At 50.0% G+C, this 18,815-nt stretch carries 17 protein-coding genes and 1 pseudogene; 4 read left to right on the forward strand and 14 right to left on the reverse strand.

The annotated features are described in order from the left end of the window. The first annotated feature begins 36 nt into the window (after positions 1–36). Complete coding sequence (locus J6J28_RS07795) at positions 37–669, forward strand: YiaD family glycine zipper/OmpA-like lipoprotein (RefSeq protein ID WP_301720908.1); 633 nt, start codon at positions 37–39, stop codon at positions 667–669. Positions 670–728: 59 nt separating this feature from the next. Here J6J28_RS07795 and J6J28_RS07800 read toward each other — a convergent pair whose 3' ends face one another. From J6J28_RS07800 to J6J28_RS07840, 9 genes and pseudogenes are all read right to left on the reverse strand, one after another. Continuing rightward, a complete protein-coding gene (locus J6J28_RS07800) occupies positions 729–2,435 on the reverse strand; it encodes an FUSC family protein (protein WP_301720909.1) in 1,707 nt (568 codons plus the stop codon). Continuing rightward, complete coding sequence (locus J6J28_RS07805; RefSeq protein WP_301720910.1) at positions 2,416–3,558, reverse strand: dicarboxylate/amino acid:cation symporter; 1,143 nt, start codon at positions 3,556–3,558, stop codon at positions 2,416–2,418. The genes J6J28_RS07800 and J6J28_RS07805 overlap by 20 nt, the downstream gene beginning before the upstream one ends. A gap of 185 nt (positions 3,559–3,743) precedes the next feature. Beyond that, complete coding sequence (locus tag J6J28_RS07810) at positions 3,744–4,358, reverse strand: hypothetical protein (protein ID WP_301720912.1); 615 nt, start codon at positions 4,356–4,358, stop codon at positions 3,744–3,746. Between the two features lie 243 nt (positions 4,359–4,601). Continuing rightward, positions 4,602–5,429 carry an RHS repeat-associated core domain-containing protein gene (locus J6J28_RS07815; RefSeq protein WP_470383462.1) on the reverse strand — a complete coding sequence of 276 codons (828 nt, stop codon included), beginning with the start codon at positions 5,427–5,429 and terminating at the stop codon, positions 4,602–4,604. Positions 5,430–5,485: 56 nt separating this feature from the next. Next, positions 5,486–5,620, reverse strand: coding sequence for a hypothetical protein (locus J6J28_RS07820; protein WP_301720914.1), 135 nt, complete (start codon positions 5,618–5,620; stop codon positions 5,486–5,488). A 35-nt stretch (positions 5,621–5,655) separates the two neighbouring features. Further along, positions 5,656–6,024: a hypothetical protein gene (locus tag J6J28_RS07825; RefSeq protein WP_301720915.1), complete on the reverse strand. Its 369-nt coding sequence runs from the start codon at positions 6,022–6,024 to the stop codon at positions 5,656–5,658. Positions 6,025–6,050: 26 nt separating this feature from the next. After that, positions 6,051–6,938: pseudogene (locus J6J28_RS07830) on the reverse strand (RHS repeat-associated core domain-containing protein); the annotation flags it as partial. Positions 6,939–7,399: 461 nt separating this feature from the next. Beyond that, a complete protein-coding gene (locus J6J28_RS07835; protein ID WP_301720919.1) occupies positions 7,400–11,386 on the reverse strand; it encodes an RHS repeat domain-containing protein in 3,987 nt (1,328 codons plus the stop codon). Between the two features lie 54 nt (positions 11,387–11,440). Further along, positions 11,441–11,926, reverse strand: coding sequence for an RHS repeat domain-containing protein (locus J6J28_RS07840; protein ID WP_301720921.1), 486 nt, complete (start codon positions 11,924–11,926; stop codon positions 11,441–11,443). A gap of 451 nt (positions 11,927–12,377) precedes the next feature. On the opposite strand from J6J28_RS07840, the gene J6J28_RS07845 reads away from it, so the two are divergent. The 3 genes from J6J28_RS07845 to J6J28_RS07855 all read left to right on the forward strand — a co-directional run bounded on the left by J6J28_RS07845 (position 12,378) and on the right by J6J28_RS07855 (position 14,582). Then, complete coding sequence (locus J6J28_RS07845) at positions 12,378–13,553, forward strand: hypothetical protein (protein WP_301720923.1); 1,176 nt, start codon at positions 12,378–12,380, stop codon at positions 13,551–13,553. Between the two features lie 376 nt (positions 13,554–13,929). After that, entirely contained in the window at positions 13,930–14,223 is a 294-nt protein-coding gene (locus J6J28_RS07850) for a type II toxin-antitoxin system RelE/ParE family toxin (RefSeq protein ID WP_301720924.1), read from the forward strand. 14 nt (positions 14,224–14,237) lie between these two features. Continuing rightward, entirely contained in the window at positions 14,238–14,582 is a 345-nt protein-coding gene (locus J6J28_RS07855) for a HigA family addiction module antitoxin (protein WP_301720926.1), read from the forward strand. A gap of 147 nt (positions 14,583–14,729) precedes the next feature. Here the strand turns inward: J6J28_RS07855 and mnmE are convergent, their stop codons facing one another. Genes mnmE through rpmH form a run of 5 tightly spaced genes read right to left on the reverse strand, consistent with a single transcriptional unit; the run spans position 14,730 to position 18,518 of the window. Next, on the reverse strand, positions 14,730–16,103 hold the full coding sequence (mnmE, locus tag J6J28_RS07860) for a tRNA uridine-5-carboxymethylaminomethyl(34) synthesis GTPase MnmE (RefSeq protein WP_301720927.1): 1,374 nt from the start codon (positions 16,101–16,103) through the stop codon (positions 14,730–14,732). Next, positions 16,100–17,776, reverse strand: a complete 1,677-nt coding sequence (gene yidC, locus J6J28_RS07865) for a membrane protein insertase YidC (RefSeq protein WP_301720928.1) — start codon at positions 17,774–17,776, stop codon at positions 16,100–16,102. The genes mnmE and yidC overlap by 4 nt, the downstream gene beginning before the upstream one ends. Then, positions 17,773–18,057 (reverse strand): membrane protein insertion efficiency factor YidD, encoded by a 285-nt coding sequence (gene yidD, locus J6J28_RS07870; RefSeq protein ID WP_301720930.1) that lies wholly within the window; start codon positions 18,055–18,057, stop codon positions 17,773–17,775. Before yidD ends, yidC begins: the two co-directional genes overlap by 4 nt. Then, positions 17,988–18,383: a ribonuclease P protein component gene (rnpA, locus tag J6J28_RS07875; protein WP_301720931.1), complete on the reverse strand. Its 396-nt coding sequence runs from the start codon at positions 18,381–18,383 to the stop codon at positions 17,988–17,990. Before rnpA ends, yidD begins: the two co-directional genes overlap by 70 nt. Further along, positions 18,384–18,518: a 50S ribosomal protein L34 gene (gene rpmH, locus J6J28_RS07880; protein WP_082863315.1), complete on the reverse strand. Its 135-nt coding sequence runs from the start codon at positions 18,516–18,518 to the stop codon at positions 18,384–18,386. Positions 18,519–18,815: the final 297 nt, after the last annotated feature.

Here is an 18,815-nt window from a genome sequence, read left to right on the forward strand (position 1 = left end):
AAGTAAGTACGTCCACCAAAATTAGGGAGGTTACCTATGAAGAAATGGATTCCATTGGTTGTCGCTGCGGCCGTCGCAGTTGCGGGCTGTCAAAGCCAGATGAGTAACACTCAAAAAGGCGCTGCTATCGGTGCAGTTGCCGGGGCATTGCTGGGTAAAGGTACGGGCGATCACGATAAAAGCCGTTATGTCTGGGGTGCCGCCGTGGGCGCGCTGGCGGGTAGTGCAATTGGCGCCTACATGGACCGCCAGGAGCAGCAATTCCGCGAAGAATTGCAAGGCAGCGGTGTCGAGGTGATCCGCGACGGCGATACGATTCGTCTGCAGTTGCCGAGTAATATCACCTTTGCCTCAGATAGCGCAGTCATAGCTTCGAATTTTAATCCGGTATTAAATGATGTGGCACGTGTGCTGAATAAGTACGAGAAGACCACTATGGTGGTTGAAGGACATACGGACAGCACTGGCTCTGAAGAATACAATCAACGCTTGTCAGAGCGCCGTGCATTAGCAGTAAGCAATCACCTCAACTCGAATGGGGTCGATTCGCGTCGTATTACTGCGTTAGGTTTCGGTGAGTCGCAGCCAGTGGCTAGCAACGACACTGAAAGTGGTCGTCAGATGAACCGACGGGTTGAACTGCGGATTGTGCCAAATCGTGCACAATAGCCACGAATAGTTAGTTGGAGAACAAACCAAGCGAGCTTCGGCTCGCTTTTTTGTGTCCGCTAACTGGGTTCGTGTTTATTTAAGTCTTGTTGCACCCTTAATAACCACCGCGCGGCCGTCAACTTGGCGTTGAAATCGAGTTTGTCGGCAATTTGATAGAGCTTAAACAGGCGGTGATAAAATCGCGCCCGATAACGCTCGAGCTGCTGAAGTGTGAGTTTACGTTGCTCGATATCCTGCAATTCACGCTCCAGCGCCTGCAACAAATGACGCTGCCGGCTGCGCAGGTTGGTGGGGAATACCAGTTTGTAGCTGGCCATAGCGAGTAGTGGTGCGGCAGTGACCGCTAGCGCAATACTAATCGATTGCACCGCATCGAACTGATAGTGCAGGTTCGGCTGCATGAGTAGCAAAAATACCAAGACAAAGTCCATAGAACCCGGCGAAGTGCGGTTGTGGGACATCGGGATCCCCGCCAGTAGCACCACGGGTACCAGGCAGAGCAACATGGTAAAAATGCTGTCGGTGTGAGGCCAAAGAAAGGCTTGGATCGAGACGGCGATAAAGGCGCCTGCGGCCTGCCCTACGAATACGTAGTACATGGTTTTTGCGGGGTTTTCAGCGGTTGAGAATAAGGTCAGCATCACGGACGCACCGAGCAATAGAAAGACCAGTGGCATCCAGCCGGTGATGGCCCAGAGTATACTGATGAGCCCCATCACCGCTAAGGTACGCAAGGCCGACTCTTTGGCGCCGCGCCAGTCGCGATGAAGCAACAGTGAGGGCGAACGAACGGACTGCGCGACCGCGCCACTTTCGCGAAATGAGAGCCGCTCGGTAGCAGCTTGCTCAAACTCAAAAAACGCATCAGCTATAGGAGTTTTAGCCACAAAGGGGCGTAACGCGATGACGGTGGCGCGCATACGTTTGGTATCGTTGTCGATGATGGCCTGGGCACAGCTCTTTAATGCCTCACTTAATTCCGGGTAGGGCGTTAAGCTCTTGCCGCTGAAATGAAGGGTTTCCAGTTGCGCGAAAATACCAAGTTGGGCGTTCAGGAGCCGTCGAAAGAGTTTCGCTGACAGGTGCGCCGAGGGTGATCCGCTGCCGTGGTCGTTCAGCTGTGTTTCAAGGTGAGCGAGCTGAGTGATGTGATCATGGACCGGCAGCTTCTCAATGCTGCCTTGGTCGAAGGCCTTGGCCAGGAGCTGCAGGTTGGCTGCGGTCTGCCGGCGAACTTTGTTCACCAGGGTTTGCTCGGCGCGTTTGTAGGTAAACAACCAGCCGATGATAAGGGCCGTAAGTATACCCAGCATCACGGTTACCAGGCGGTCGACACCAATATAAACCAGCGCGTCCGTGGTACGCGTTAACAACACCACCATTGAGGCTGAGTAACCCGCCAGTACAGCGCCGTACGAGATAAGCCCGTGTAAGAGGGTTGAGGCGTACACACAGGCCACCACCCAAAAGGTCAGCATCAGGCCAGCAAGCAGGTTGATGTCCTGAGTCATCAGTACGATCAAAATGCCGACGCTGGTGCCAATGATGGTGCCCAGCGCCCGAAAGCCGGCTTTTTCCAGCAGCAAGCCGCGGGTAGGTTGGGATACCGACCAAACGGTCATGGCGGCCCACTGAGGATGTTCCAGGCCTAGCGCCCAGGCTAAAAAAAGTGCCAGACAGGCGGCGCTTCCGGTCCGTAAGCCGAACCGGAAACGGGTGTAATCAAAACCAAATTGCGCGAACTTAGTTGTTGTTGCGTTCATCCACCAATAACGCGATTGCGCCGTCTCCTGTAACATTGCATGCGGTGCCAAAACTATCTTGCGCCATATACAGCGCGATCATCAAAGCGACCGCTGTCTCACCAAAGCCCAGCATTGAGCCTAACAGACCTACCGCCGACATCACAGCGCCGCCTGGTACACCTGGCGCAGCGAGCATCACCACGCCTAACATCATGATAAACGGCAAAATGGTGAAAAACGAGGGAAGTGCCAGTGAATCATGTAAAAACATCACGGCCAGCGCACAGCTGACGATGGTAATGGTCGAGCCGGCAAGGTGTGTGGTAGCGCACAACGGAATGACAAAGTCGGCAACGTCATCCGTAACCTTGTTCGCTTTCGCACAGCGTAAGCTGACCGGGATAGTAGCGGCGCTCGACATCGTACCTAACGCGGTAAAGTAGGCCGGCAACATGGTTTTCAATAGACCAAAGGGGCTGCGACCATGACGCAGTCCGGCAAGCACATACATGGTCGTCAGATAAACCCAGTGCAACGCCACCGCCATCAGCAACACGATACCGAAGGTTTGCAAGGTTTGAAAAACCGTGCCTGCATGTGCCATACCAGCGAACACGCCAGCAATGTAGAACGGCAACAACGGAATAATAACGTTAGCCAACAGGCGTTCGATAATATCGCGACCTTGGTCCGACAACTGTTTCAGCTGCAGCGCTTGGGTTGCGGCTATTCCCAGGCCGAAAATAAAGGCCAACACGAGCGCCGTCATAATGCCGAACACGGGCGGCACATCGACAGTGATAAAGGGCTCCAGCACTTCAGTCGCAGTGGTGCCATCGGTTCCTGCGGCGGTCAATAAAGGCACCACCAGACGGGCGATGAAATACGCCGCGATGCCCGCCAAAATTGTCGATAAATAGGCGATGACCAGCGTACGTCCGAGTAGTCTGCCTGATTTTTGTGGTAAGCCAGCAATACCGCTGGTGATGAAAAACAGAATCAGTAATGGAATGGTAAAAAACAGCAACTCGCCGAACAAAACCTTAAAGGTCAGCAAAAGCTGCGTAAACCAATCTGGCATGTACAAGCCAATCAAGGTACCGAAGACAATACCAAGTACCAGTTTAAGAATGAGTCCCATATTTTTTGCTCTCGTTGTTGGGGCTGCTGTCAGCTTGTGCTGACAGTGCGGAAATACTGGAAAGTGCGCCTATTCTTGCTGATTTGGCGGTGGATTGCCAGGTGTATGTGGCGGCGGGAAAGTCGCAATTAGCTGATGGAGAGATGCGGCTGAGACAGAATATTGAACGTCCTCTTAGATTCAACTTATTGCGGCTGAAACAAGTCGTCAGAAACTTCTTTTTCAACAACATTAACGGCGGTGTAGGTGACCTTCCAAGTGTCGTGAATTCGCTCATGCTGAAGATAAGGTGACTTGGCAATTTCCCAATACCTATCATAGTAAGCGAATTTCAAATTTTCATAAGGCTCTGGGTTGATATACAGGCTTGGCGCGTACCAATACCTTGAAATACTTCCATCTTCATAAGCTATCTCAATTAACTTCGTATTGCGCCCGAGCACTTTGAGTTCCGCGTCCTTAACCGTCAAATGCTTTAAGACTCGGTTTTCCTCTGATGCATCAAAAACTTCTATTTCAGCGTTCGGTTTCGTCTTAATATATTGTTTGTTTTCGTCCGCTCGGTAAATTTCCCAGTTACCGACAGTGCTGTTAGTTTCTATCCTGAAATGACCACCCTTTCCGTAGTAAATTGTTTGCGAGTTACCATAGGTTGAGTCCAGAAGTTCTTGTGGTATTTCCGGTATTAACGCTTTGCTTTGGATCTTATATTCGATAACGCCTTCGAAAGAGTCATTAGCACAAACATCAGCACTCAAATACACCATCAACATTGCCAAAATGGTTGCAGCTTTACTCATTCTCTTTCCTTATTTTTTTCAGTAGTGCCTTCACCGGCGCTTCGAGTATTAAGTAAGTAAAAAATAAAACGCCGAGAGCCCAAAAGCTAAGCTGAACGTAATATGCTTCAAAATTATCCTTTATATGAACTTCATTGCTTCTTACATAAATCGTATCTGAAACAAGGCCATCGTAAAATGTATACCCGCAAAATGATGCACAAATAAGATAAAAAACGATTTTCAGTAATAGATTGTTTCTGTTCATAGTGCTTGGTCTATTTCTTCGTTCACTAATTCATCAACCTTTTCAGTGCCTTTTTTTAGCGCCTCTCCACTAATTTGTTCAATCCCGAATTTCAGCACCCTTGCTCGAATACTTCCACCAGAACCTATATCCCGTTGTATCTGCCCGGTAATTCCGCCCGCACCTGCCTCACCCGCTTCACCAGCAGCCTCGTTTATTGGCACCTCACCGTCAGCCAACGCCTCCGCCACATCCATAACTATCCCCATAGGGGTAGCGATTCCAATAATAGTTTTTGCAACCTCACCACCTGCAAGCTCTGCTACGTTTTTTGTAGCTTCCTCCCTGCTGCTCTCGCCACTAGTGAACTTTTTAAGGCTGGCATCTTGCTGAATAGCCAGTTTGGATTCTTTACCCGTGGGATCCGTCCCATTCAGCGGGTTATTCCCCACATAAGCATACCAGTTCATGCCATCTTTGTAGCCGATGGGGTCGGTTTGCATAAACCGGCCCAGCCGCGGATGGTAAACCCGTGCTTTGTAGTAGTACAGCTCGGTGCCGGGGATGAGGATTTGCCCGGTGAAACGAAAGCGTGCATCGCTGCTGTTCTTCGGGTTGCCGTAGGCATCGTACTGATGCGCTTGCAGCAGGGCGCCATTGTCGGTCATCTCGGCGATGATGCTGCCGCGCTCATCGGCCAGCAGATAACGGCGGGCGTTTACGCCAGCACCTTCATAACGAATGACCGGGTCATCGTTGCCAAGGCCATGAATAAAGCGCCGCAACAGCGTGCCTGAGCTGCTGTACTCCGCCACCAGCTCATCGCCGTCGTAAAGATAATCGATGCTTTCGCCGTTGTGTACCGTGCGCGTTAAGCGACCCGTGGCATCGTAGCTAAGCGCTACCGCATCGTCAGAGCCGTTCGCTGCAACTGACTTACCGGACTATAGCTGTAACTGCGGTCGTTAAATTCCTGGTAGTCGCAATCAAGCAACCGGCTCATGTCGTCGTAGCTGACACAGAATCTTGAATACACTCATTCAATCCGCTCAGCTATCAAGTACCACTTGGTTAATCAAACTCTTTATCTAAACGTTCCTTTAACAATTCCCACTTTCTTTTTGAACTCAATTCCCCATCAACTAGCGTTTGATAAAAAAAGCGTTCTAGCATTTCTTCACAAGCAAGCATCGCAGACCTAGAGCTGGATTTGGGGGTTCTAGTTAGAGGGTTTGAATATTTCCAATAACTTGAAACCTTATTATCAATGATCTCCACCTCTTTAGCTGATACAAAAAATGGAAATGAAAAAACATCTTCATCCTCAACTAGAAACTTAACATCTTCGTCAAATAAAATTGCGTATACAATGTACGTTTTACTTTCCTTCAACAGGTTCGCATCTTGACATAAAGAGCTAGCTAATTTTTTAACGATCATTTTTATTTTCCATATAGCAGATGCGGTTACTGATTGTTTTTACGACTAAATCTACCATCCTGCTTGATTTTAGCACTATCGACCCTTTGAGTTTCTCTATGTCGTTCTGTATGTAATTCAGTCTTAGTACCATCCGCATTTGGACGATTTTTAACTACCTTATCATGCGTTCCTGTGTCTTTATCAAACTTTGGATCTCCCATACCGTCTAATACTGTTCCTTCGCCAGCTTCTATTTCACCAATTAACTCCTTACCTGCCAAATCGTCAACAAGATCAGCCGCATCTTCGATGTCAATTGAGCCATCGTCATCAGACATTTCATTGTAGGCCTCTGAAGCGCCATAAGCCACAACCCCTGCGCTACCAGTAAACAACGCAGCTTTGATTGCAGCAGCAGCCCAAGGGATAGCAGGTATAACAAAAGCAATTTCCCCCGTCGGGTCCGTCCCATTCAGCGGGTCATTCCCAACATAAGCGTACCAGTTCATGCCATCTTTGTAGCCGATGGGGTCGGTTTGCATAAACCGGCCCAGCCGCGGATGGTAAACCCGTGCTTTGTAGTAGTACAGCTCGGTGCCGGGGATGAGGATTTGTCCGGTAAAACGAAAGCGTGCGTCGCTGCTGTGCTTCGGGTTGCCGTAGGCATCGTACTGATGCGCTTGCAGCAGGGCACCGGAGCTTGTCATTTCGGCGATGATGCTGCCACGCTCATCGGCCAGCAGATAACGGCGGGCGTTGACCCCAGCACCTTCATAACGAATGACCGGGTCATCGTTGCCAAGTCCATGAATAAAGCGGCGTAACAGCGTGCCGTTGCTGTGATACTCCGCCACCAGCTCATCGCCGTCGTACAGATAATCGATGACTTCGCCGTTGTGTACCGTGCGCGTTAAGCGACCGGTAGCATCGTAGCTAAGCGCTACCGTATCGTCAGGGCCGTTCGCTGCAACTGACTGGCCGGATTATAGCTGTAACTGCGGTCGTTAAATCCCCTGGTAGTCGCAATCAAGCACCCAGCCCATGTCGTCGTAGCTGACACAGAATGTTGAACACACTCGTATGCCACTACAAAAGCCCCGCACGAGTGTAGTTTTTGATTCAAACTATTGAAGACGATATACAAATAACCAATCCTATACAAAAGTGCCAAACTCTTAAATATTTGTACTTACCGCTGTTTGCATATAATGGTTCACCAACATATAAAGTGTACATGTTTTTATTCAAGATAAATAAATGAACCCATTGATAACCAATCAAAAACAAAATTCCTGCCCAGAGCCAGTCTTCTAACATCGCTCTTTCAGCTATATATACGCCAGCCAAGACGAAGAGTAACAACGAGAATGAGAATAGCGCTAGTGCCTTCAACTTAATTACCCTCTTCTTTCTTATCTTGATACGTTTGCGTACCACTAACAGCCTGATTTGTTAATACATTTGCAGCCGCACCTCGTTTGGCCGATTCTGCGACATTAACAACTGCCTTAGTAGTTTTATGAGCTACCGAAGCAGCTTCACCAGTTGCGCCCGGTAACATTGTCAAAGCGGCACTGTTAATATCTCCTTGGCTTAAATGATCTACGGCAACAGCTGCATCAATAGCTAACGATGCTCCCGCGCATAAACCTGTGCACGGTGTTGTTGCAGCAGCCACCGCCAGCGTAAGAGACGCACTGTTTGCAACCGTATGAACGGTTTCCCTTGATGGCAAAGCGTGGACTACTGTCTGGCGAACTGACTCCATAGAATCATTTATCTTTGAAGTAGCTTCAGAAGAAGATTTGAATCCAAGCATATTTGCCCACAAGTTCGCTTCTTCGGAGTTTTTACCAGTTGGATCAGCTAAGTTTATTGGGTCATTCCTCACATAAGCATACCAGTTCATGCCATCTTTGTAGCCGATGGGGTCGGTTTGCATAAACCGGCCCAGCCGCGGATGGTAAACCCGTGCTTTGTAGTAGTACAGCTCGGTGCCGGGGATGAGGATTTGTCCGGTAAAACGAAAGCGTGCATCGCTGCTGTGCTTCGGGTTGCCGTAGGCATCGTACTGATGCGCTTGCAGCAGGGCACCGGAGCTTGTCATTTCGGCGATGATGCTGCCGCGCTCATCGGCCAGCAGATAACGGCGGGCGTTTACGCCAGCACCTTCATAACGAATGACCGGGTCATCGTTACCAAGGCCATGAATAAAGCGCCGCAACAGCGTGCCTGAGCTGCTGTACTCCGCCACCAGTTCATCACCGTCGTACAGATAATCAATGACTTCGCCGTTGTGTACCGTACGCGTTAAGCGACCCGTGGCATCGTAGCTAAGCGCTACCGTATCGTCAGGACCGTTCGCTGCCACCAGGCGATTATGGGCATCGTAAACATAGCTCCAACCGTCAAAACCAGCCAGATTGCCCGCACTGGTGTAGTTCGCGTACTCCGGCGCACCATCTACAGTGACTTGCGTATACTGGTTGAGGTTATTCACGCTGTAAAATTCAGTGCTTAGCGTCGGCACCTGAATTTGATAATCCGCGTTGCTGACCGTTTTGCTCTGCAACTGACTGGCCGGATTATAGCTGTAACTGCTGTCGTTGAATCCCTGGTGGTCGAAATCAAGCACCCGGCCCATGCCGTCGTAGCTGAACGTGGTGATGGTGCTGCCAGCACGCTCAATGCGGCTGACCCGACCCGGGCGGTCGTAACTAAAATCAATAACGCCCGTCGTGCCATTTTCAAAAATATCCGTCAGCCGCCCACCCGCGTCATGACTGTAGGTCACAAAGAAGCCATCCGGGAAGGTCGTGCGGGTCCGACGGCTTGCACTATCGTAACTGTAGACCAGGGTACGATTGTTCGTACGTTCCGAGATACGTCGGCCCAGGCCATCATAACCGTAAGCCACCACTTGTGCTCCACGGGTGACCTGAGTTTCACGGCCCAGGCTGTCATAGCTAAAGTAAATGGTGTTTTCGTTTGGTATGAGCGAGCTTGTACGCTGATCCCGGCTATCGTAGCTATGGATCAACGTCACCCCATCACGCTTGCGAAACGCTGTCAGATTACCGTTCGCGTCATAACCATTTTGCTCGTAGCTCGCATCCGGGAAGGTGGTGCGGTACAGACGGTCATGCCCATCATAACTGTACGTTGTACTATTGCCATTACCGTCCTCACGCCTGCTGACCTCACCGTTCGCCGTATACACCGTGAACTGCTCAAGACCTTCAGCGGCGGTACCGAGCCCCGTCAGGGTACTTTTAAGATTCGAGTTCGCATCATAGCTATAGCTGGTAATGCGGTCAGGTCCGGCACTACCTTCACTGCCTAAGGTACATGCCGAAGCTGGCAAAGCACCAAAACTTGCAGCATTCATGCGTGTCGCTTCGCACAACAACCGCCCTCTGGTGTCATAAGTAAATTGCGTCACTTTCGTTAAAGCCGACGGTGCCGCCACTGTCGATTTGCTGACACGGTTGTTCGCATCCAGATAGTCTGTCTGAACCGTATCCATTGTCAGGCTGGTACTGCCGCGCGAGGCAACGGTGCCACTTTGTACCAGTGTTCTGCGGGCACTCACCGTTGGGTACGTGGTTTTCTGCGCCGGGTAAAATCCGGCGGCGTTGCGCGCACCGATTTCCCACGTTGGTCGGCCGGATAAATCATAACGGTACGATGTTGCATCATCACTGCCGCTTAACGGCCCGTCTTCAATGAGTGGCCGACCCGCTGCATCATAGGTGTAGGTCGTGGTTTGGCTCAATGTACCACTGGCATTGGAAAGTGTTTTGGTTTGTATCAGTCCTGTCGAGCCCGAGTACGTATACGTCGTGATCTGGGTCTGTGAACCACCGCATTGGCCGATGGCGCATACCGTGGTCCTGGTGAGGCGATAAATGCCATCAATCAGGGTATAGGAATGTGTGGTACGGCGCTGGAAGCCGCTGGCATCCGCAGGCTCCGTGCGGGTTAATAAGCCGCCATGCCCGGCATCAAAGGTATAATCTGTTCGATTGCCCTTCGCATCGAGGGTGTAAAGTGGCCGGTAACACAAGATCCCCGTACATGATGCCGCCGATGGGTAAATTGCCCGCTCAACGATGTCGGCAAGTCCTGAGCCAGCTTTTGCAATCGCGCGCTTGCTGGTGATATTACCCATGGTGTCATAGGTAAACTGGACTTTATTTCCTTCGGGAAAGGTGACCGTATCAATACGATTGCCTACGTAGGTGTAGTGTGTTGTATTGCCAATTGAGTCTGTATCACTTTTTATCAGCTGATGCGGGTAGGGGGTGTCTTTCAGATAGTACTCTAACGTGCGCTGATACCCCGCCGGTCCTGTGATAACCAAACGTGAAAAGCGTCGTGCGGTACTGAAGCCCACCTCGGCATGACCGGTATAGGTGTAATCATAAACGTGCCCGGCATTGACCACACGGGTCACAAAATCGTTATGATAACTGCCTGCATAATTTCTCGTCGCGCTTGAGATTGAAAGTTGATCTTGGGTATCCGCTGGCCCCCGCATGGTGAACGTTTTTGCTGATTCACTCGCACCAAGCGCATTGGTAAAGCCACTAAAATGCCAGTCTCTGCCGCCAAGATCGGTCGCATTACTGTCGGTTGGGTAGTCTAGTTCTGCGAGGGTCACCGTCGGTGCGGAGGTTTTCACAATAGAAGCGCGCTTTAATTTCGACCAGCCAGACGCACCTGTGGCGCTGTCATTGGAAAAATAACTGAATGACATTTCGTAACCCGTGCTCGAAACCATCTTCGCAGGCCGGTGAAGAATGACCGAGTTCTGTAGCGTTGCTTTGTCATAGGTGATGGAAACAGTTTCACCGTCAGGGTAGTCAATGAGGCTGGCGTAATAGGTACTTTGCGAAGGCACCGTGGAACCCGTAACGCCGCTGTAGTCGAAATAGGAACTTTTTGATGCGTAGGTTACGCGAATACCGGTTTTACCCTGCACGTAGCGGAAAATGTTATTGCCGACCTGTCCGTCGAAGGTTGAGCCGGTGTTGTTTTGTGCCATACAGCCATTGGAGGTGCATTTGAACGCCTCTGAAACCTCAGCGCCAAAAGTCAGGGAAAAGCTCTCACTGCGCTCACCCGTATTGCTGTAAAGCTGGCCGACGACTTTACTGTCGAACTGTTGCAAGGTGCTTAGCGTCAATCGTGGCGCCGCAGGAACCTCGAGTACGGGAAGGTCCGGATTAAATTTACCGCTTAACAAGTCAACGTTGTTCGGGTCAGGCGCCACTTGCAGCGGCTTGATATTGTACTGCTCTTCCTGAGCGATTGCTGGCTCGGCGAAAAACGCGCAAACAATGACGATTGCGGTGTAAAACTGAGTACGAATGTGCATAACAAAGATCCTATATTTTAATCAGTAAGGGTTGGTGTGGTACGACATCGGCGATTAAATTCCGATAGGTCCTCCGCCCCCTGATTGATAAAATATGTAGCTTGAGGATTCAGCACTTTCGCTGCCATCCACGCATTGCAGGAATACAGCGCCGGATGCAAATACGCGAATATAAAGGTATCCCGAGCTCGGCAAATCAGGATACGAGTTCACCTGATTCTCGAACGTTATGGCGCAGGATGTGGTGTTCGTGGAAGCCCAGGTAACATAAGTATTGTCGCCCAGTCCAGATGCCATCATGGGCACCTCGAACTCAGTAATGACTGGACCCATTATTTGATCCAGGCGTTCATTCCCGACAGCGATGCGATTGCCGGCCTTGTCATAGGCGTACTCGATGAACGTGGTGCCGTTATCGACCTCAACGAGGCGTCCTTTTGCGTCGTAGTTAAAGATTGAGGATGAAGTCGTTTGCGCAACGACAGCGGGCGATACGAATAACAGAGAAATGAAAATTAAAAGTTGTTGACGATGATTCATGCCTGACACTCCATTGTGATCTGTCAGGCACCTACCAATGCAACCGACTAACAGCTCGATAATTATCCCAGACGAGCTACTACCCGACCAAAATTCGTTGGCACCGATTCAATAACATATGAAACGACAAGTCAACAATATTTTGATATTAAAATATCGTATTTGTCTGAGTCTTGCCGCTTATTACATATCTACATAAAGTGTGGGTGTTTAATATCCTTTGGGAGCTACGATGGCATGGCCCGGGTTTGGCAACTGGCGCTATGCTTACGATGCTTAAGGCAATCCGAAGAACAGTAGCGACGCCTGCGTTCGCTTTACGGGACAAATCCTCATCCCCGGCACCGAGCTGTACTACAACAAAGCACGGATTTGGTTGAGCATTACAGGTGTATATAAAATGTTGACATAGTGGAGTGGGTTCGTTAGCGTTACAAACCGTGGATCACACATGGAAACTAACCACATGGAAACTAACCACATAGCGCCTCCTAAGCGCCGGTCTGTTGCTCTTCTGAAGACCCTCATTGTTGCTGCTGGCTTAACCTGTTCGGGTGCTGCTCTTGCTGTCGATAAGATCTATTCCTGCGATACTTGTGATGCGCAAAAAGCAGAGTGGGTAGCAGCACAACATGTCCCGGAGCCGAATTGTTACTCTACTAATACCGGCACTTCAGCACCGACACCAGATGACGTTGTTTGTGACCCAGTGTTCAGCACCTTTATCGTTGCAAACCCTATCTCTGAAGAAGCTTATAAATTTCGAGTGAGTTATCCGTGTACCGGTTCCTTTTGTAACCGTTCTGCTCCGGTCATTACCACGTTGACGATAAATGACCATGAGCTTTCTGATCTGCAACTGTTTTATCAGACCGACCAGGATTTTCGCGAAATGATGCGTGCTGCGCCTACTGTAACGGATATTAGCAGCGATGATATTTCCGTTGCCTTGAGTGCTGACGAACAAAAATCGAGTTCAGACCCGAACAGTGGCGGAGAGGACTGTAGTGTAAGCCCAGTACGTTATTTCACGAGTACGAGTTATCGAGCGGAGCTCGAGGATATTATGGCCGATGTATTAGCGAATGCGGCAGGTTCTCAATCGTTCCAATCGGTCACTAGAGACACGGATTTGACCGGCTTCTCTGTGGGAAGGGGAGGTATTTCTCTCAGTGTCGAGCATAACCAGAACAATTTGCATCATATTGTGTCGTTTAATGGAGACCCGACGGAGGACAGATTGGCCTTTCGCGTAAATTATGTAGGCGACGCGACTGCTCCTGAGCTCGAAAGAATCTATCTTGAATTTCATCTCGTCTATCCAAGTTCGCGTATCGAGGGAGTCAATTTAGAACAATTACTTCAAGGACCCGTTAGCCTTCTCGATGAGGATGATATCGGATGTCTAAGTACCTTATTCGATGACCCGGAAATTTCGGAAACTCTTAGCCAAGGCTCGCCGCAGTGGTTCCCAGCGGATACTGGCGAAGGTGCTGGCCCGGATTTAGGATATTTCCGTTGCGCAACGACGACTGAAACGGAGACTTGCTCAACCCTTGAGGATGGCAGTCGCCAGTGCATTGTGTCGACCGTAACGCATTGGGATGTATGTGAGTCGCAACCTTAACACCGAGAACCGCTCCGGAAATTTCGGAGGGTTAGCGATTTTACTTCCCGATACAGAATCTATAAAATCATTTAAAAACATATCGTTATGAAATTCTCGGAGCACCATTGGAGTGCTGAAATTTGCGAAAAAAATGTAAATATTGGCAAATTTCCTCTGCGTCGGCTCCTGACGACCCATTTTAAACTGGGATAAGTGGGAGCCTTGTATACGATTTTATCTCTATGAAATCAGCGCCTTGAAGTTGCTCGATAGTCCCTTTCTGTCAGACCAAATTATAGTAATATCGTTTTCTAAACGGATCCGTTCGCATTTTGAACGGACTTGACGCACAACGCTGTTGTGCATAAAATGAGTAAAAAGTGATCAGGCAATCATGGCGGTTAAATTCAGGGATACGTGGCTAGAGGTTTTTTACGAACAAGACCAAAGTCATAAGAAAATACCCAGCACTATTGAAAGCGCCCTCTTTAGGAAGATTCAGATTCTGGATGCCGCGACGCAGGAGTCAGACTTGAGGATTCCACCAGGTAATCGTTTTGAACATTTGCAGGGAAACCTGTCTGGATGGTGTTCCATCCGGGTTAATAAGCAGTATCGCCTGATCTTTCGCTGGGAAGACGGCATCGCCCTGGATACGTATCTAGATCCGCATGTTTACAAGGGCTAGAGGAGGTTATGGTAATGAGGAATACAAAACGTCGTCCAGTGACCGTTGGCCAAATGCTGGTCACGGAGTTTCTGGAGCCGATGAACATAGCGATCAGTGAACTTGCCGAAGCAATGGGTGTGCACAGAAATACACTCAGCCGGATTGCGCATGACAAAGGCACGCTGACAGCACCCATGGCAATCAAACTTGCAGCGGCTTTGGGGAATACGCCGGAGTTCTGGTTGAATATTCAGCATGCAGTTGAGTTATGGGACGTCCGTCATCGTGCTTATGAACAAGAAGCTAAGAACGTGAGACGCGTAAAGCCCCACGGTGCTGCCTCTGAAGCAGGCCTGAAAAATATTTCAGTTTACTGATGTTTCCCGGTTACGACGATAGCCTGAGCTTCGTGTAGCGGCGAGCACGCAACCATAAACATAATTTCTGGTGGCCATCCACGCGGTCAGGCGTTGCGGAATAGCTCGTTTGTAGTTAGCTAGTACCTTTCGATCTTTTTGGCCGTTTTACTTGCCGATGCAAAACGAACTAAAAATCTTGCCAAGCAGATCATCGGAGGTAAATTCTCCGGTGATTTCGTTCAGGTGCTGCTGCGCAAGGCGCAGCTCTTCCGCGAGGATTTCGCCAGCAACATGCTGCTCCAATGCGTCCTGACCAGTAAGTAAGTGCTCACGTGCTTTGGTCAGCGCATCGAGGTGACGGCGTCGTGCCATGAAGCTGCCTTCACTGGTGGCCTGGTAGCCAACGCAGTGTTTCAGGTGTTCACGTAGCAGCTCCACGCCGCTTCCGGTTTTTGCGGACAGGTGTAACACAGGAACGCCGCCGATATCTTCAAGTTCTACCGATTCAGCGTTTAAATCAACTTTGTTGCGTATTACCGTGAAAGGTAATTCGGCAGGCAACTGCTCGAAAAACTCCGGCCAGATATCAGCAGGATGCACGGCGTTGGTTTCGGTGGCATCGACCATGAAAAGTACCCGGTCGGCACCGCGGATTTCATCCCAGGCGCGTTGAATGCCTATTCTTTCGACTTCATCCGGGCTTTCGCGTAAGCCAGCGGTGTCGATGATATGTAGTGGCATACCGTCAATCTGAATGTGCTCGCGCAAGACATCGCGGGTAGTGCCGGCAATGGCCGTCACAATGGCAGACTCGCGGCCAGCGAGCGCGTTCAACAGGCTTGATTTACCTGCGTTTGGCCGGCCAGCGATAACGACCTTCATCCCTTCACGTAATAAGGAGCCCTGTTTCGCTTGCACCATCACCTGCTGCATATGGTCGAGGATGGCTTCCAGATCAGCGGTGACTTTGCCGTCACTAAGGAAATCAATTTCTTCTTCTGGAAAGTCGATTGCGGCTTCAACGTACATGCGCAGAGAAATCACCGCATCAACAAGCTGGTCGATTTCGTGCGAGAAGCCGCCCTGTAAGCTCTGTAAGGCGGCTTTGGCAGCTTGCTCTGAGGTCGTGTCGATAAGGTCGGCAATGGCTTCAGCCTGGGTTAAATCAAGCTTATCGTTGAGGAACGCGCGTTCACTAAACTCGCCGGGACGCGCAGGGCGGACATTGGGTAAGTCCAGGATCGCCTTGACGATCATATCGATAAGTACTGGACCGCCGTGGCCTTGCAGTTCAAGCACGTCTTCACCGGTAAACGAGTTGGGACCAGCGAAGAATAAGGCTATACCCTCATCGAGAAACTGGCCTTGTGTGTCTCTGAAGGGAAGGTATTCGGCTTTACGTGGAGGTGGACAGTGGCCCAACATTGTCTCAGCAATAGCTTTGGCTGCGGGACCACTGACACGAACGATACCAACCCCACCACGGCCGGGCGGGGTGGCCTGTGCGACGATGGTATCGTTACTTAGCTCGAAGCTCATTTTTTCTTACGGCGCTCCATCATGCCTTTTTTCTCTAAGCCGCGGTAAATCCACTGCATCTGGGCGATGGTGATCAAGTTGTTACTCAACCAGTACAGCACCAGACCTGATGGGAACCACAGGAAGAATACGGTAAAGATCACCGGCATGTACTGCATCAGCTTCTGCTGCATCGGATCGGTACCCGGTGCTGGCTGCAAGCGCTGCATGTACCACATCGATACACCCATCAGTAATGGCAGGATGTAATACGGGTCTTTCGCTGACAAATCTTCAATCCAGAGGAACAGCGGAGCGTGTCGAAGTTCGACACTTTCCAGCAATACCCAGTACAACGACAAGAAGATCGGAAGCTGCAGGAGCATAGGCAAACAACCACCCAGCGGATTTACTTTCTCTTCTTTATACAGCTTCATCATCGCCTGAGACATTTTCTGACGGTCGTCGCCATGACGCTCGCGTAGTGCCTTCATTTTTGGCTGGATCATCCGCATTTTCGCCATCGACACATACTGTGCTTTGGTCAGCGGATAGAGCAAGGCTTTGATAATGACGGTAACTGCAATAATCGACAGACCCCAGTTGATCAGGAAGCTTTGCAGGAACTGTAGTAATTTAAATATTGGCTGTGCTAACCACCATAAGAAACCATAATCGACCGTCAGATCGAGGTTTTCCGCTACAGCGGCCATAGCATCCTGGTCTTTTGGACCGACAAACAGGGTCGAGCGGATTTCCGCCTGGCTGTTAGGCGCGATTGTTGCGGTGGGATAAATCACGCGCATCAACGCCTGATTGCCGCTCAATACACTAGAAGAAAGCTGCTTGGTACCTTCGCTGCGAGGAATCCAGGCACTGACAAAGTAGTGCTCTAGCATGCCAATCCAGCCGTCTTCGGTAGCAATACTTAACGGCTTGTCACGCATGTCGTCGAAGTCGTATTTTTCGTAACGATCTTCGTCCCATGAATAGGCACCGCCTTTGTAGGTTGGCATCATCATGCTGCCACCGGCATCAGAGATGATTTGCTTCAGCTGCGCGTAGAATTGGACTTCTTTATGCTGACCTGCTGCGTTCTCGATAGTGTAAACCACATCGATGGCGTATGAACCTTGCGTGAACACGAAGGTTTTGGTGATCTTTGAGCCATCATCGAGGGTGTAGGTCATAGGAACACGAAGGGTATCCCCCGTCATGGTGTAGCTATCACGTTCCACGTAGAACACTGGACGGCCACTGGCGGAATCCGTTCCGTCTTTACCCACTAAACCTGATTGAGCGATGTAAAGTTGGTTCGGGTCGTCGTGTAAGAGCTCAAAACGCGCTTCTGAATCTTGTGTACGAGCGAACTCGCGCAGCTTAGCGTTAACGACATCACCACCACGCAACGCGATCTCAACGTCCAGGACGTCCGTCGTTACGTTAACCCGGGCGCCTTGGGTGCTTGCTACCGTGGCAGGTGTTTCGCCAGTTGCGGTAGGAACACTGGCATCGGAGCCAAGACTTGGAGTTGCCTCTGGTACGCCCGCGTCGGTAGTAGAAGTCGGTGTGGTTTGCGTCTGTGTTTGCGTTGCTTTTTGTGTGCCTGGCGCTGTATCAACTACCCAGTTCTGGTAGAGGAAGAAGCTCACTACCAAAAAAGCAATAAACAATATGGAACGTGGCGAATTCATAAGTCCTTCGTCTCTTTTGTACTTTCGTTCGTTGATTCCGATGCTTTTGCGTCTGGCACCGGGTCGTAGCCGCCCGGATGACCGGGATGACATTTACTAATGCGTTTACTGGCAAGCCAGAAGCCCCGCATCATACCATGCTTTTGAATCGCTTCGATGGCGTATTGCGAGCAAGTCGGTTGGAACCTACAGCGCGGACCAATCAGCGGGCTTATGAACCACTGGTAGAATCGGATGCAGCCGATAGGTATTGCACGCACCGCTTGCTTAATGTTCGCCATAAATAATCGAGCCGTTGTTGCAAAGCATCACTGTCGAGATCGACGATACCGCTTTTCGCTATAACGATGATGTCGAATGCCGGTATTTTATGCTGTTTTAGCCTAAAATTCTCGCGAATCTTGCGTTTTATTCGATTTCGATCAACAGCGCGTTTCGCACGTTTTTTAGAAATCGTTACGCCGATGCGTGGATGGCTTAGCTGATTGGGAGTTGCGAGCATGGTGAGCTCAGCCGTAACGGCCTTCACCGGGGGGGCATTAAAGACTTGCTGAAATTGAGCGGGAGTTAACAGACGTAACTCCCGGCCATAGGAATACTGCTTCAATTACGCAGACAGGACTTTGCGGCCCTTGGCACGACGACGAGCCAAAACCTGGCGGCCGTTTTTAGTTGCCATACGAGCACGGAAACCGTGGCTACGCTTGCGCTTTAATACGCTTGGTTGAAATGTTCTTTTCATGACGTTACTTCCGTAATCGGGTTACCAAAAATTTAGAGCGCGAATTCTATCGATAAAAAGGATCAAAGTCAACGACAAAAGCTATCCACAATCATGAAAAAACAGCGATCATTATTGTGGATAACCTTAATGCAATTGGTCGCATAAATGGCCTTTCAGGGTGGCGATTTTAGCGTGACTTCAGTACAATCGAAGGATTCTAATTATACAATATTTTGCGGTCGATTTTCGCGTCTTTGGTGACAAAGTGGTGCAAGAGTGGGGCACTCAGCGAGGATCGCCGTCGCGATAAAAAAT

Origin of the sequence: Pseudidiomarina terrestris (genome assembly GCF_030466375.1) — a bacterium.
Taxonomy (GTDB): domain Bacteria; phylum Pseudomonadota; class Gammaproteobacteria; order Enterobacterales; family Alteromonadaceae; genus Pseudidiomarina; species Pseudidiomarina terrestris.

Coding starts and splice junctions, on each gene's coding strand:
- J6J28_RS07825 (WP_301720915.1), bottom strand. CDS start 6,024: ATGATCGTTAAAAAATTAGCTAGCTCTTTATGTCAAGATGCGAACCTG.
- yidD (WP_301720930.1), bottom strand. CDS start 18,057: ATGGCGAACATTAAGCAAGCGGTGCGTGCAATACCTATCGGCTGCATC.
- J6J28_RS07855 (WP_301720926.1), top strand. CDS start 14,238: ATGAGGAATACAAAACGTCGTCCAGTGACCGTTGGCCAAATGCTGGTC.
- yidC (WP_301720928.1), bottom strand. CDS start 17,776: ATGAATTCGCCACGTTCCATATTGTTTATTGCTTTTTTGGTAGTGAGC.
- J6J28_RS07800 (WP_301720909.1), bottom strand. CDS start 2,435: ATGAACGCAACAACAACTAAGTTCGCGCAATTTGGTTTTGATTACACC.
- mnmE (WP_301720927.1), bottom strand. CDS start 16,103: ATGAGCTTCGAGCTAAGTAACGATACCATCGTCGCACAGGCCACCCCG.
- J6J28_RS07845 (WP_301720923.1), top strand. CDS start 12,378: ATGGAAACTAACCACATGGAAACTAACCACATAGCGCCTCCTAAGCGC.
- J6J28_RS07840 (WP_301720921.1), bottom strand. CDS start 11,926: ATGAATCATCGTCAACAACTTTTAATTTTCATTTCTCTGTTATTCGTA.
- rpmH (WP_082863315.1), bottom strand. CDS start 18,518: ATGAAAAGAACATTTCAACCAAGCGTATTAAAGCGCAAGCGTAGCCAC.
- J6J28_RS07835 (WP_301720919.1), bottom strand. CDS start 11,386: ATGCACATTCGTACTCAGTTTTACACCGCAATCGTCATTGTTTGCGCG.
- J6J28_RS07810 (WP_301720912.1), bottom strand. CDS start 4,358: ATGAGTAAAGCTGCAACCATTTTGGCAATGTTGATGGTGTATTTGAGT.
- J6J28_RS07795 (WP_301720908.1), top strand. CDS start 37: ATGAAGAAATGGATTCCATTGGTTGTCGCTGCGGCCGTCGCAGTTGCG.
- J6J28_RS07850 (WP_301720924.1), top strand. CDS start 13,930: ATGGCGGTTAAATTCAGGGATACGTGGCTAGAGGTTTTTTACGAACAA.
- J6J28_RS07805 (WP_301720910.1), bottom strand. CDS start 3,558: ATGGGACTCATTCTTAAACTGGTACTTGGTATTGTCTTCGGTACCTTG.